General features: G+C 42.2%; 11 protein-coding genes. 4 read left to right on the top strand and 7 right to left on the bottom strand.

Annotation, left to right across the window (positions count from 1 at the left end; genetic code table 11):
* Positions 1-8: 8 nt before the first annotated feature.
* A complete protein-coding gene (locus ACE1TH_RS15075) occupies positions 9-878 on the bottom strand; it encodes a LysR family transcriptional regulator (protein WP_375079395.1) in 870 nt (289 codons plus the stop codon).
* A gap of 116 nt (positions 879-994) precedes the next feature.
* Here ACE1TH_RS15075 and ACE1TH_RS15070 point away from each other — a divergent pair, with 116 nt between their 5' ends.
* Positions 995-2,077, top strand: a complete 1,083-nt coding sequence (locus tag ACE1TH_RS15070; protein WP_375079394.1) for a citrate/2-methylcitrate synthase — start codon at positions 995-997, stop codon at positions 2,075-2,077.
* Between the two features lie 48 nt (positions 2,078-2,125).
* On the opposite strand, the gene ACE1TH_RS15065 is transcribed toward ACE1TH_RS15070, so the two are convergent.
* Positions 2,126-3,463, bottom strand: a complete 1,338-nt coding sequence (locus tag ACE1TH_RS15065; RefSeq protein WP_375079670.1) for a hypothetical protein — start codon at positions 3,461-3,463, stop codon at positions 2,126-2,128.
* Positions 3,464-3,719: 256 nt separating this feature from the next.
* Between ACE1TH_RS15065 and ACE1TH_RS15060 the strand changes: the two genes are divergently transcribed.
* Complete coding sequence (locus tag ACE1TH_RS15060) at positions 3,720-4,121, top strand: DUF2500 domain-containing protein (RefSeq protein ID WP_375079393.1); 402 nt, start codon at positions 3,720-3,722, stop codon at positions 4,119-4,121.
* A gap of 82 nt (positions 4,122-4,203) precedes the next feature.
* Here ACE1TH_RS15060 and ACE1TH_RS15055 read toward each other — a convergent pair whose 3' ends face one another.
* The gene (locus ACE1TH_RS15055; RefSeq protein WP_375079392.1) at positions 4,204-6,369 is read right to left on the bottom strand and encodes an anthranilate synthase component I; all 2,166 of its coding nucleotides are present in this window, start codon (positions 6,367-6,369) and stop codon (positions 4,204-4,206) included.
* Positions 6,370-6,738: 369 nt separating this feature from the next.
* Here ACE1TH_RS15055 and ACE1TH_RS15050 point away from each other — a divergent pair, with 369 nt between their 5' ends.
* Positions 6,739-7,512, top strand: coding sequence for an SDR family NAD(P)-dependent oxidoreductase (locus ACE1TH_RS15050; RefSeq protein WP_375079391.1), 774 nt, complete (start codon positions 6,739-6,741; stop codon positions 7,510-7,512).
* A gap of 66 nt (positions 7,513-7,578) precedes the next feature.
* On the opposite strand, the gene ACE1TH_RS15045 is transcribed toward ACE1TH_RS15050, so the two are convergent.
* Complete coding sequence (locus ACE1TH_RS15045) at positions 7,579-8,460, bottom strand: cation diffusion facilitator family transporter (RefSeq protein ID WP_375079390.1); 882 nt, start codon at positions 8,458-8,460, stop codon at positions 7,579-7,581.
* 328 nt (positions 8,461-8,788) lie between these two features.
* Between ACE1TH_RS15045 and ACE1TH_RS15040 the strand changes: the two genes are divergently transcribed.
* Positions 8,789-9,271, top strand: coding sequence for a FixH family protein (locus ACE1TH_RS15040; protein ID WP_375079389.1), 483 nt, complete (start codon positions 8,789-8,791; stop codon positions 9,269-9,271).
* Positions 9,272-9,317: 46 nt separating this feature from the next.
* Here the strand turns inward: ACE1TH_RS15040 and ACE1TH_RS15035 are convergent, their stop codons facing one another.
* Genes ACE1TH_RS15035 through ACE1TH_RS15025 form a run of 3 tightly spaced genes read right to left on the bottom strand, consistent with a single transcriptional unit; the run spans position 9,318 to position 13,232 of the window.
* Complete coding sequence (locus ACE1TH_RS15035; RefSeq protein ID WP_375079388.1) at positions 9,318-10,781, bottom strand: glycoside hydrolase family 32 protein; 1,464 nt, start codon at positions 10,779-10,781, stop codon at positions 9,318-9,320.
* Positions 10,782-10,799: 18 nt separating this feature from the next.
* A complete protein-coding gene (locus ACE1TH_RS15030; protein ID WP_375079387.1) occupies positions 10,800-12,206 on the bottom strand; it encodes a sucrose-specific PTS transporter subunit IIBC in 1,407 nt (468 codons plus the stop codon).
* A gap of 30 nt (positions 12,207-12,236) precedes the next feature.
* On the bottom strand, positions 12,237-13,232 hold the full coding sequence (locus tag ACE1TH_RS15025) for a LacI family DNA-binding transcriptional regulator (RefSeq protein ID WP_375079386.1): 996 nt from the start codon (positions 13,230-13,232) through the stop codon (positions 12,237-12,239).
* Positions 13,233-13,360: the final 128 nt, after the last annotated feature.

Genomic DNA, 13,360 nt, shown 5'->3' with positions numbered 1-13,360 from the left:
TTCCTCTATTAAGTGATTTTTTCAATGCAAGACCGAAAGGCACGAGCTTCTTCAGAATGCTTTCTTTCGATAAAGTAAGTTGAGACGACAGGTGGATGTAGTAATTGGCTATCGACCTCCAGCATTCTTCCTTCAGTTAATTCTCTTCTAACGGCGGAACGGGGCAAAATCGAGCAGCCGATTCCTTCTTCAATAAATCGCTTTGTCACATGAATATGTGAAACTTTCATTTCGCGCATGCGAGGTTGAATCGCGCGACAGGCAAGCAAAAGGTTCTTCCAGTAGTCGGGATGATTGTACGTGAGCATTGTATAAGTGCCTAGTGCATTTTCCAGTGAAATAGGTGGACTTGATTCCGCATCTCCACCGTCATGAGGCACCACAAAGCAAAGTGGTTCACTTTGTAGAACTGCTATGTGTTGCGACTGCGACAAAGGTTGTTGTCTTGTAAGTCCAACATCGGCTTCGTGTTGATTAATTTTTTGTTCAATGAACGTAGAATCTACAACATCAACGACGACTTCTATTGATGGGTATTGCTTCACAAATGTCCGTATCCAATAAGGGAGATAGGTCGTTGCAATTAACGGTGAAACGGCCAAACGAAGAAGGCGGTTGTATCCTTGCCTTTTCTTATCCATTTCAATATAGCTTTGCCGCATTCTATTTTGGATGTCGATTGCATGAGGAAGAAACGCTCTTCCATAATCGGTTAAATAAATATTCCGACCTTCACGAGAGAATAGGGGTATACCAAGGCTTTGCTCCAATTGCTTAATATGCACGGTTACCGTTGGTTGTGAGACATAAAGTATTTCAGCTGTTTGATAAAAATTTTCGACTTGCGCAGCAACAATAAACGTGCGAATCCAGTTCATATTCATATTGACACCTCGAATGATTAAGATAAGTAATCAATTTAATAGGAATAATTTAATTATTTTTATAACAAGTATACGGTAAGATGAAGTCAAAGAACAGAGGAGGTAATGAGATGATACAAAAAGGCTTAGCAGGCGTTGTTGTAGCGGAATCAGCTATTAGTCAGGTTGATGGGGAAAGTGGCGAATGTATTTATAGAGGAAAGCGAGTGAGAGAACTTACGGACTTTACGTTTGAAGAAGTCGCATTTTTTCTATTAAATGGGGAATTTCCGTCAGATAAAGAAAAAGCATTTGTGATGAATATCTTTAAACAACAGCGTATTCTTCCAGATGAGATTGATGCAATGATCACCCAACTTCCAGCGGAGCTAGATTTAATGAGCGTTTTACGTACATGTATTTCGGCTATGGAAGAAAAAGAAGCGTCGCAAGAAGAAGCGATGAAACTAACGGCAACCATGCCAACAATCATAGCAAAACGGCTTCGATTCATTCAAGGAAAAGATGCAATTGAGCCTCGATCCGATTTAAGTCATGTGGAGAATTATGTATACATGCTGACAGGCGAAATGCCGACAAATGTAGTGGTTCAAGCTTTAACAACATATATGATCTTAACAATGGAACATGGCATGAACGCATCCACTTTTACCGCACGGGTTATCGCTTCAACGGAAGCAGATTATATTTCTGTTATTACAGGTGCGATTGGTGCCATGAAAGGTCCTCTTCATGGCGGAGCACCAACAGGTGTATTGGAGATGTTGAGAGCGGTCCAAACAGATGAAGAGATTGAACCGTTTATTGAAGAGAAGTTAAAAAACGGTGAAAAGCTTATGGGCTTCGGCCATCGTGTGTACAAAACAAAAGATCCGCGAGCACAAGCGTTAAAAGGGGTTTTGGAAAGGCTTGGACAGTCCAATGATACAATGAATCGTGCCGTACAATTTGAACGATTGGCTACCAAAATGTTAGCAACGTATAAACCAGGTAGAGATCTTTATGTGAATGTGGAATTTTATGCAGCCGCTTTAATGGATGCTTTAGCGCTAGATGAACAACTATTTACACCTACGTTCACAATGAGCAGGATTATTGGCTGGAGTGCGCACATGATGGAACAACGAAATGATAATCGAATTTATCGTCCTTCTCATCGTTATATTGGGGAGATGCCAGCGCAATCTGTTTGAAATTGAGAAACCACGGCAAAACGCCGTGGTTCTTTTTTGTGAATAACGTTAGAAGAACCATAATGCAAAGAGTGTTGATAACAGTAAACCAATCATAACGGGTATAAAACAGACCCGAACAATTTCTTGAGCTGGAACTTTTGAGACACCTGCAACTGCCACAAGTGAAGACCAAGCAATTAGTGTCCCGCCTCCAACCCAAATCGCGCCCATCTGCCCAATCGCAGCTAACGTCACAGGATCAATGCCTGAAACAGGACCGAGGGCACCTGCTAATGCGCCAGTAAGGGGAAGTCCTGAAAAGCCTGAGCCATCAAGGCCTGTGACCATACCAATAAGCAGAATACCGAATGCTGTCCATCCGCCCGATTCAGGAATAAAGTGCTGTCCTGCTGTGACAAGCTCAAACAAAAACGCTGGAGATGTATCTGTTTGCAGGATTGCGGAAGAAAAGTCACTGCTTCCTAAGAAGAAAAAACCAGCAATCGGGATAACTGGACCCATGGCACGAAAAGCAAATAAAAATCCATCAACCAGGTGATCGCTAACCGAATCAAAAACGTTTTTCGGTTGATAAACGAAACTGGTCAGGAGGAGTAATAGCAAGGCGAGCCCACCAACTAAAGCAGCTCCAGCGCCACCTTCCAGTGCTAAGTCTGTAAAAAACGCTGTGTAAAGCATATAGCTAACAACGGCGAAAAAACAGAGGGGAACAAGGATCGCAAAAAGTTTTGATTTCCAAGTGGTGATGACTTCTTTTGCTTCTTGTTGACGTCCTTTCATCCATTTTTCGAGGTGATGATCGTCTTTTGGTTTAATTTGCCGCCGAAAGAATAGATAAGCCAATAAAAGGGCGGTGATACCTGTAATGAGGGATAAAATAAGCGCTTGGTCTGCAACGGCTTGCACATCTACACCTGCAGCAGTTGCGCTAAGCATGGGCGCAATTTGAATCATATAGTCTGAAGACAAGGCCATCCCTTGCCCAGCAAGAACAATTGCAGCTGCACCAGCAAGAGGTGGAAGCCCTGCTCGAATGGCAACTGGTAAGAGGAGGGCGCCGACTAGAGGAACAGCTGGAGTTGGCCAAAAGAATAAAGAGATCATATAGGTAACGAGTGCAATAATAAGATACGAAATCGGGCCGTTAACCATGACTTTTCCAATTGGCTGAATCATTTGTTTGTTCGCTCCAATTGATTCGAGCCCTTGTAGAAGAGCAGACATCACAGCGATAATGAGAAAAATACTAAAAAGCTCTCCAGCAGCAACGAGGCTTGCGGTAAAGACGGTTTGGACACCTGTAGTTAAAGAACCTGTATAAGCAAGACCTAGTAGAAAGGTCATAAGAATGGCTGGTACCACAACATTTTTTCGAATAAGCATCGTGCCAATAATGAGTAACACACCTATGAGATAAAGCCAGTGAGGAAGCGTCAACACCCTTCATCAGAGTCCTTTCTAAAATAAAGTTGATGCTGTAGCGTATGCGCTTGCCCAGGGAAGGGTGCGGAGACAAAAGGGAGAAAGCGTCGGTTCATAAAAGAGAGAGATGGGACTGGATTCAAGAGGCGAGGTTGTGTCTTTTTGAATCTCTTTCCACAATTCATACGTATGCTTATAAAAAAAGCGAGGGATTCGTATGTATGAAGTTTATGAATCTGAAGGAGATTGGTTTTTTACTGTATTTCCTGTCTTATTCTTTATCGTTTTTGCCATCATTTTAATGGTTTTTATCGGTGTAGCCTTCAAAGGGTTACGAGAATGGAATCACAACAATCAATCACCCAATTTACGAGTATTAGCGACACTAACGTCCAAGCGTACAGATGTTAGTCGACACACTTCCCATCATCATGATCATCCTACGAGCCACTCATCAACTACGTACTATGCTACGTTTGAATTTGATAGCGGGGAGCGAATGGAGTTTACGGTTCCAAATAAAACATATGGATTATTAACTGAAGGGGATGTTGGAGAACTGAATTTTCAAGGTTCAAGGTTTTTGGCGTTTGAAAGATATCGTAAAGAGAATGGATAGGGAGCACAGCTTGTCGTTTTTCTACTTGAGCTAGGAAGGAAAAAAGAGGCCTAATCGTATCTAGGATTAGGCCTCTTTTTCCCTATACTCGAAGTCTTGCCATCACATTTTGAATGAGCTGCAAGCCAACTTCTCCTGATTTGCTTAAAATTGATTCTGGGTGGAACTGAACCCCTGATATTGGTAAGTGTTTGTGCTGAACGGCCATTGGAACGTAATCGTCTGTTTCTGCTTCTAAGCGTAAACAGTCAGGCAATTCTTTGGCGTAAATGGAATGATACCGACCAACATTAATGGCTGCAGGGAGGCTTGTAAACATCCCGTCTCTTTGATGAACCGTTACTTCCGACTGCTCCCCATGGCATGGTGTATCAAGCAAGCCAAGCTCACCTTCAAAGTACTCTACGATCCCTTGAAAGCCGAGGCATACCCCGAAAATAGGAATTTGCTTTTCTACACAAGAAGCAATCGTTTCGCTTAGTTTAAAGCGCTCTGGGGTACCAGGGCCTGGTGATAGCACAACGAGATCATAGTGATACTTTTCTAGAAAATCGAGGGCGTGTACGGATCGCGTCGTGGAAACCGTTGCGCCTGTTTGTTTGAAATAGCTTCCTAACGTATGAACGAAGGAATCCTCATGGTCCACAATGAGGACATGTTTCTGACTTCCTGGCTGTTGTGCGACATAAGGAGTTTTTGGTGTTTGGTTTTGTGGCGATACAGCCTCGGCTAACGCTGAAACTTTTACGAGTGTTTCTTCTTCTTCCTCTTCTGGGTCGGATGTGTGAAGAAGGGTTGCACCGACTCGCAGTGTAGCGGTGTTGTGTTTGATCGACGTTGTTCGTAGCGTTAAACCGGTATTTAAATCGCCGTTAAACGCGTACCAACCGACTGCGCCTCCATACCAACCTCGAGGCGTTTCTTCATTTTTTTCAATCCAGCGGAGGGCTTCAATCTTAGGCGCACCTGTAACGGTTACTGCCCACATATGCGTCATGAACGCATCTAAGGCATCGTATTCTTCCCGCATCTCGCCGATAATATGGTCAACAGTGTGGAATAGTCGGGCATATGTCTCCACTTGTCTACGACCAATCACTTGTATTGAACCAGGCAGACAAATCCGCGCTTTATCGTTTCGGTCAACATCTGTGCACATTGTTAATTCGGTTTCATCTTTTTTTGAGTTTAGAAGCGTTTTGATATTTTGTGCATCTTCTAGAGGGTCTTTGCCTCTTCGGATTGTTCCAGAAATAGGGCAAGTTTCGACCTGCTGCCCGTTCACACGCACGAACATTTCTGGTGAAGCACCAACAAGATGCTCGTCTCCAAGGTTAATAATAAAGCCGTATGGACTTGGGTTAATTTCTCGAAGCTGTTTGAAAATGTCTGTCGGTGCTAAGGAAAGTGGTTTTTGCAGCACTTGTGTAGGCACGACTTCAAACAAATCACCTGCATGAAAAGAAGGAATGGCTTTGCGGACTAAATCTGCGTAATATCCTTTCTTATAAGGTGATTCTTTGCCTACTACATTCATATTATAGGGGGTTTCTGCCCCGGTTCGCTCTAGGGATGCTGTGGACGCTTGTTTTGTTTGAAATTCATACGACAATGTGTAGGCAATGGCTAAATGATGGTCAACAACCGTTATTTCGTCTGGTATATATAAAACGATATCCTGTTGATCCTCAGGTCGTTCTTTTGCTTTAGCAAGTTGTTCAAATTGATAAATTAGGTCAAAGCCGAATGCACCATACAAGCCGAGAAATTGATCCTCTTCAGAAGAAAACAATTCTTTTATCGCTCGAATCACTTGAAAGATCGAAGGTTGTTTTGTACGGTCTTCTTCATTTTGAATGGATTCTCCTAGTGGAATGGAGCCTTCTATAGAACGTTCTTGATTCGTAAAATGTTGAATATAAGGAATGTCACTTTTGGAAAAATGTGTACGAATTTCATTTAAAAGAACGGCGCCACGCTCATTGAGTGCGCGGATCGTATAACGGTCATTGGAATACGTTAGTTCCAGTGGTGGGCGTAGAAATGCAATGTCCCATCTCGAATAGCGACCAGTAAATTCAAAGCTACTCGAAAAAATCGCACCCTTTGTGGTGTCCAAGTGGGGTAGGATATCTACTTCTATTTTCGATGGAGACACAGCTTGAATGTGTCTTGTCACACGAAGTTTCCCTTCAGTAAGGTATTGCTTCGATTTCTCTTTTGTTTTAAGTGTGGCAAGAATACTCACAACAAAAAACCTCCTTTGTATACTTGGGTATACAGAGAAAGCATCAGCAAATAAAAGGGACTAGTACCCTTTGTCTTCATTTTTTTGCTCTACTCATCTCTGCTCATCTATCTACACTCTGCTCAACTCAACAACACGAGCTATCCCGTGCTTGTTACACATTTTATTACAGCTTATAAAGAAATACAAGGAATGTTTTCCATACGTAAAAAAGTCCCTTTGCACGAGCAGAGGGATGAATCCTCAAAGAGAGGAAAAAAGGGGATACATCCAATTTAAGGCAGAAGTCATGTGGTCGTCAATTGGGAAAATAAAAATGTACAAAATCGGACAATCTAATCTGTAGGTTAAATGAAAGGGGCAAAACGAATGAGTCATTTTACAGGGAAGACGGTACTGATTACAGGTGGAGCAGGTGGAATTGGCCTGGCTACGGCTAAAGTGTTTAAAGAACATGGCGCCAATATTGCTCTTGTTGATTTAAAAGAAGACGTTTTAAAAAAAGAAGCCGAACAAGCAGGTTTGTCTGACGCATTATTGGTAAGCGCAGATGTCACAAAAGAAGATGAGGTAGAGGCGTTTGTGACGAAAACAGTTGAGGTATATGGCCAGATTGATGTATTTGTTAATAACGCAGGCATTAACGGTGATTTTAAGACGATAGCAGAAGGAACCGTTGAAAACTTGATGAATGTACTAAATGTGAATGTAGCAGGTGTGTTTCTTGGCTTGAAACATGTGATGAAACAGATGATGGAGAAAAAATCTGGTGTCATTGTCAATATTGCTTCAAACGGTGGCTTGCTTGGAGCACCTGGCATGAGCGCTTATGTGGCGTCAAAGCATGCGGTTATTGCTTTGAATAAAACAGCGGCACTTGAAGGAGCACCACATAACATTCGTTCGGTAGCGGTCTGTCCATCTGGTGTTGATACGCAAATGATGAAATCGATTGAAACGAACAGTATGCCTGGCAGTGAGGCTGACGCAAGAAAACAATTTGAAGCATCTGTGCCTCTTAATCGCTATGCGAAACCTACTGAAATTGCAAATTTAATTAAATTTCTTTCGTCTGATGAAGCCTCGTTTATTACAGGGTCTTATTATCGAATTGATGGTGGGCAAGGGGCTACATCTGTATAAATAGGCTAGAGATCTAAAAAACTCTTTCTGGATGAGAAACGATCATTCAGAAAGAGTTTTTCTTATTCAATGATTGGTTTTGCCTTCAGGTTCTACGTGAACATGCACATCTATGGTACGGTGCTTTTCTTTAATTTGATTTTCAACGGTGGTGGAAACATCATGTGCGTCTGTAAAAGAAAGGGAAGGGTCTAATTGAATGACGAGATCTACAATTAAATTACTTCCATAATAGCGGGCTTTTACGTCTTTGACTTGATTCACTTTGGAAACCGATAAAGCAGTTGCTTTTAAATCATCAAGTGCTTGGTCATCGACTCCATCTGTTAGCGATAAAGATGATTTTGAAAAGATGCCCCATGCGGTATGACAAATAATAAATCCGACGACAAGTGCTAGGAGTGGATCGAGCCAAGGCAAACCAAATTGAGATCCGATAATCCCGAGTGTTGCTCCGGCACTGACTAACGCATCTGATAAATTATCTTTTGCCACTGAATCAACGGCGTGACTATTGATTCGTTTTGCAAGTTTTTTATTGTATGAATAGACGCCAAGCATCACAAAAAAACCAAATGCTCCGACCCATGCTGCAATCGTATCAGGAGGCTCGGATGTACCGCTAAAAAACGATGTGAAGGCATCGATGATTACTTGTATCCCAACGACCATGATGATGAAGGATGCGACGAGGGCGGCAACCGTTTCTGCTTTCCAATGGCCGTAAGGGTGATCTTTATCTGGTGGCTTTTGCGATACTCTTAATCCAATAAGTACCGCGATCGATACAACAATATCGGTCACGTTGTTCAACCCATCGGCTCGTAAAGCAACAGAACCTGCATAAATACCGACCGTTAGTTTTAAAATAGCTAAAATCACGTACGCAACTAAACTAACTTTAGCACCACGCTCTCCTTGCTTTAGTTCACTGTATCTTTCCTCCATACTTCGCCTCCTACAAAACAGTAGTATGACTATACCAAGTGGCTTCCATGTGGGTCTACAGAAATCTTTTTTGGCTTTCCTAAAGTTATTGCCTTATCGGAATAAAATTGCCCATGGGCAAGTCGTTGATCTAGCAAGCTTTTTTAATGTTTTTCATTTGATTTTCAGTGGAGAGACAGAACATTTTTGCGAAAAAATATTTTTTTATTTAACTGTTCAAGCATGTCATGATAGATTGAACCACGATCATTTCACGAAAACTTCATGCGAACTACACATTTTTTTAGTAGAATAAAAAGAAGAGATCGAATAAGAGAGGAAGATCAAGGTGAAAGTGAAATCGCTTTTATTGGGATTGGTGCTTGTTCCTTTGTTACTCAGTGCGTGTGGTCAAGACGAGCAAGGGCAATGGGACGTGCCTGATCTTGTGGATGTTGATATACAGGTTGAAGAGCATATACCAGCCCATTCTGAAACGGAATTACGTGCATATGTATCTCAAGGTGAAGAAGATGTAGACAACGCAGAAGAGGTTGTTTTTGAAGTTTGGCGCAATCAGGAAAGAGAGAACGGGGATTTAATCGAGGGAACGTTAGATGCAAATGGGGTCTATACGATTCCTTATACATTTGGCGATGATGGAATTTACATTGTGCAAACCCATGTTACAGCAAGAGACTTGCATGTGATGCCGACCCAAACGGTGATTGTAGGGGATGTACCTGAAGATGAGATTGAAGCGTTTCATAATGCTGGTCATTCAGATACAGACGATGAAGAAAGTCAATTTGAACACGATGAGAATGAATAATAAACGACCCCTCTTTAGCCTTTGGAGCTTAAAAGAGGGGTTCGTTTTAGCTAATTGTCCAATGTGTACCTGTAACGTTTACGGTACCTTGGTTTGCAAACGTTTGAAATCCAGTCGATTCATCTTGAGGAAAAATCCTGCTTGTAAAGACGACTTGGCCATTGTTGGCAAAGATTTCAACCGAAGAAGTATCAACAAAAAGCTGTAAAGAAGTGAGTTTTTCTCCATGTAATGAAACTGATCGAGTTGTGCCATATGCTTGCGCAGGAACCTCTCCGGATTTGCTTCGGTCAAAGGTAAGCATGTTGTCTGTTTGATCAAACGTAAGCGTCGTTTGTTCGGTCTCGCTTGTTCGAAGACGAATGCCATAATTTAGCGATTCAATCGAGCTAAATTCGAGCTTGATCTCATAGGTGGTTCCTGCATCAATCGATGTTTCGCCGGTCGAGTGCTGGAAGGGGGTGCCCTTTCCTCGACGGTTTTCTAATTCTTGAACAGGCTTTTGAATAAGCTTTCCGTCTGCTAGTGTGACTTCACGAGGCAACGTTAAACAGTGGGCCCAGTCGTAACGATCGGATGGGTACTCAATATCAGGCAAGCCCATCCAGCCGATGACAATTCTTCTACCGTCTTTTGCTTCAGTTGATTGTGGTGCATAAAAATCAAAGCCGGCATCGAGTTCATGGAAAGTGCCATGTTGGAATTCACCTGTTTTTAAATCGAGCGGACTACCAATTAAATAGCCGGTTTGATAAATATTTTGATAATGTGTTTCCTCTGCTTCCACGCCTTGAGGGGAGAAGACAAGAATGCCTTTGCCATCTAGCTCGAAATAGTCTGGGCATTCCCACATATAACCGAAATCTGTTAAGGTTGTGCGTATTTCACCAACGAGCTCCCAGTTGAGAACATCACTCGATTTATAGAGCAACGCACATCCTGTAAGCGAGTCTCTTTGAGCGCCAATCACAAAATAAAAAGTATCTCCATCTTTCCATACTTTTGGATCACGGAAATGTTCTGTATATCCTTCAGGTGAGTCAGCAATAAGAGGCAAAGGTCGCTTTTCAATTGACCAATCTGCATTCATAATGGCCAAAGCTTGATTCGGTACGCGCTCCCACTCGTCCGTTCGCTGGTTGCCAGTGTAAAGGAGGTGGAGTTTGTTATCGTGCACAAATCCACTCCCAGAGTAAGCGCCATGACTTTCATGAGGAAGATCAGGTTCAATTGCTAAGCCCTGCTCTGTCCAAGTAGCTAAATCTTTCGAGACGACGTGATACCAATGCTTTAACCCATGAACTGCTCCATATGGAAACCACTGATAAAATAAATGATACATGCCATCGTAATAACTAAAGCCATTCGGATCATTTAACAGACCGATAGGCGGCTGGATATGAAAGGTTTGTCGCCAAGGTGAATGTGCAACGGTTTCCCTTAACGCGGTCTTTTCCTCCTCAGTCATCTTACTATAAGGGCGATAGCGTGCTTCTTTAGTCCATTCCATACAAGATCAGCCTCCCGATTATGCGTTTTCGATTTCCGCTTTCTTTTTGTCACTATAGCCAAAGAACCATGTTAGTCCAAAGGCAACTCCTGCTGCAATTAAGTTGGTAAGAATGTAAAGCAACAGTTGACCATCAAGGTAAAGAAGGGTTCCTGGAATAACGGTAATGGCCATTCCTGTACCTGCCAGCCCGACCAATGATGCGAAAAATCCACCAGCGCCTCCGCCGATTAACCCCATAACAAAAGGTTTTCCATAGCGTAAATTCACACCAAAAATGGCTGGCTCTGTAATGCCTAAAAAGGCAGAGAATGATGAAGGTAACGCAAGGGCCTTAAGTTTTTTATGACGTGTTTTTAAGCCGACGGCAAGTGCTGCGCCTGCTTGTGCAGCAATAGCAGCAGTGATGATCGCGTTGAATGGATTTGCGCCAAGCTGATCCAATAGTTGTACTTCTAAGAAGTTAAAGATATGGTGTACGCCTGTAATAACAATGAGCTGGTGGAAGAAGCCAATCACTAACCCGCTAATTCCAAACGGTACTTCAAGTAAGAAAAGTACACCACTCATGACGATGCTTTCAACAGCACCGAACACAGGACCAATGACAAAGAGTGCAAGAGTAATCATAATTAGTAACGTGAAAAATGGTGTCATTATTAAATCTAGAGCTTCTGGAACCCGTTTACGAATCGCTTTTTCAAGCTTAGCACCAAGGAAACCAGCAATAAACGCTGGTAATACGGAAGCTTGATAGCCCGACACATCAATAAAGCCAAAGAATGTGATCGGATCAGCTGAGCCATCCCCGACCGCCCATGCATTTGGGAGCGCTGGATTGACAAGCATAAGTCCTAACACAATTCCAATATTGGGGCTTCCTCCGAATACCCTAAACGCTGACCATGCAATGAGTGCGGGTAAGAAGGCAAACGCTGTATCTGTTAAAATTTCAGTGAAAAGAAGGAAATTGTCTGGAATCGTTTCAGGTGTTAAGCCAACCAAGCTTAGTATTTGCTCTTGCATGAGTAAACCTCGAAGCCCCATAAATAGACCTGTAGCAACAAGAACAGGGATAATGGGAACGAAGACATCACCAAATGTTCGAATCATTCGTTGAAACCAGTTACCTTGATTTTTGGTTTCTTGTTTTTGATCTTCTTTAGAAGAACCAGTCACACCGATCTTTTCAATTTGCTCGTAGATTTGATTAACGGTTCCTGTTCCAAGGATAATTTGATATTGTCCAGAGTTGAAATAAGCCCCTTTCACTTTATCAATATCTTCCACTTTTTCTTTCTCAATTTTCTCCTCATCATAAACCATGACCCGAAGACGAGTTGCGCAATGTGCAATCGATTTTATATTATCTGATCCCCCAACGGCGGCAATAATTTCTTCTGCAATCTTACGGTTATTCTTCAAAGCAAAACACTCCTTCGTAATAAAAAATCACTATGCATGCGAGGCACGACAAACCAACTCAGTCTCGAACCGAAACGCTTTCTGTCGTGGCTGTCCAGCATGAATTTGTTCTAATAATTCTTGTGCGGCCGTTGTACCAATTTGTTCAACAGGTTGTTTAATAACGGTAAGGGGAGGAGACGTAATTTCTGCCCATTTATAGTCATCAAAACCGATGAAAGCCATATCGTGTGGAATCGAATACTGAAAGGATTTCAAATAAGTCATCGCCCCAATACTCATTAAGTTGTTTGTAACAAAAAGTGCAGTTATGCCGGTGGTTTGAAGCAAGTGTTCACACCCCATATAGCCACTCTCAAATTTTGAATCACCATTAAACACGAGCGCTTCCTTGTAGGGAATTTGATGATGGGCTAAAGCTGCTTTATAGCCTGCTGCCCGTTCCTTTGTTGTACTTAATGTATCAATTCCTGTAATCAAACCGATTTCTCGGTGGCCACCTTTAATTAGTTTTTCTACCGCTTCTTGCACGCCTTTTTCATTATCCACAACAATTGAACTTCTCGGCGTGTCTTGTGGAAGGCGATCAATTAATACAACCGGCATATCTGCTGGAATATCATCTGAAATTTCATTATAGTTTTCCGCACTTGAAGCAATAATCAACCCGGATACTTGTTGAGAGATAAAGGCCTGAATTTTTTTTCGTTCAATGTCAAGGGATTCATCGGTGTTTCCAACTAAAAGCTGATAGGCGTGTTGCCCGAGTACAGCTTCAATTTCTTTCACAACCGAAGTGAAAAAATGATTTCCTATATCAGGGACGATTAATCCAATCGTAGACGTTTTTTGACTACGTAGTGTTTTGGCGGCGAAATTTGGCGTATAGCCCAGATGTTTCATTGCTTCCTGGACGCGTTTTGTTGTAGACTCCGCAACAAAACGTGTACCGTTCAACACATGGGACACGGTTGCAGTGGAAACGTTTGCTTTTTGAGCCACATCTTTAATACTGACACGGGCCATGCTGGTCATCTCCTTTATCTATTTATGACGTAATCGTTTACGTAACCGTTTACGTGTATACTATAACGAAAGTCAACAGCTTGTCAAAGGGTTCATTAAAAATCAGAGTTTACAGACAAATAAATTTC

Origin of the sequence: Shouchella sp. JSM 1781072 (assembly GCF_041949915.1) — a bacterium.
Lineage (GTDB): Bacteria > Bacillota > Bacilli > Bacillales > Bacillaceae_D > Shouchella.
Note: the sequence above shows the minus strand (reverse complement) of the source record. Positions and strands in the feature narration are given on the sequence as shown.

Excerpts from the sequence above, each read along its gene's own strand:
- ACE1TH_RS15075 (WP_375079395.1), bottom strand. The coding sequence starts at position 878 with ATGAACTGGATTCGCACGTTTATTGTTGCTGCGCAAGTCGAAAATTTT.
- ACE1TH_RS15070 (WP_375079394.1), top strand. The coding sequence starts at position 995 with ATGATACAAAAAGGCTTAGCAGGCGTTGTTGTAGCGGAATCAGCTATT.
- ACE1TH_RS15065 (WP_375079670.1), bottom strand. The coding sequence starts at position 3,463 with ATGCTTATTCGAAAAAATGTTGTGGTACCAGCCATTCTTATGACCTTT.
- ACE1TH_RS15060 (WP_375079393.1), top strand. The coding sequence starts at position 3,720 with ATGTATGAAGTTTATGAATCTGAAGGAGATTGGTTTTTTACTGTATTT.
- ACE1TH_RS15050 (WP_375079391.1), top strand. The coding sequence starts at position 6,739 with ATGAGTCATTTTACAGGGAAGACGGTACTGATTACAGGTGGAGCAGGT.
- ACE1TH_RS15045 (WP_375079390.1), bottom strand. The coding sequence starts at position 8,460 with ATGGAGGAAAGATACAGTGAACTAAAGCAAGGAGAGCGTGGTGCTAAA.
- ACE1TH_RS15035 (WP_375079388.1), bottom strand. The coding sequence starts at position 10,781 with ATGGAATGGACTAAAGAAGCACGCTATCGCCCTTATAGTAAGATGACT.
- ACE1TH_RS15025 (WP_375079386.1), bottom strand. The coding sequence starts at position 13,232 with ATGGCCCGTGTCAGTATTAAAGATGTGGCTCAAAAAGCAAACGTTTCC.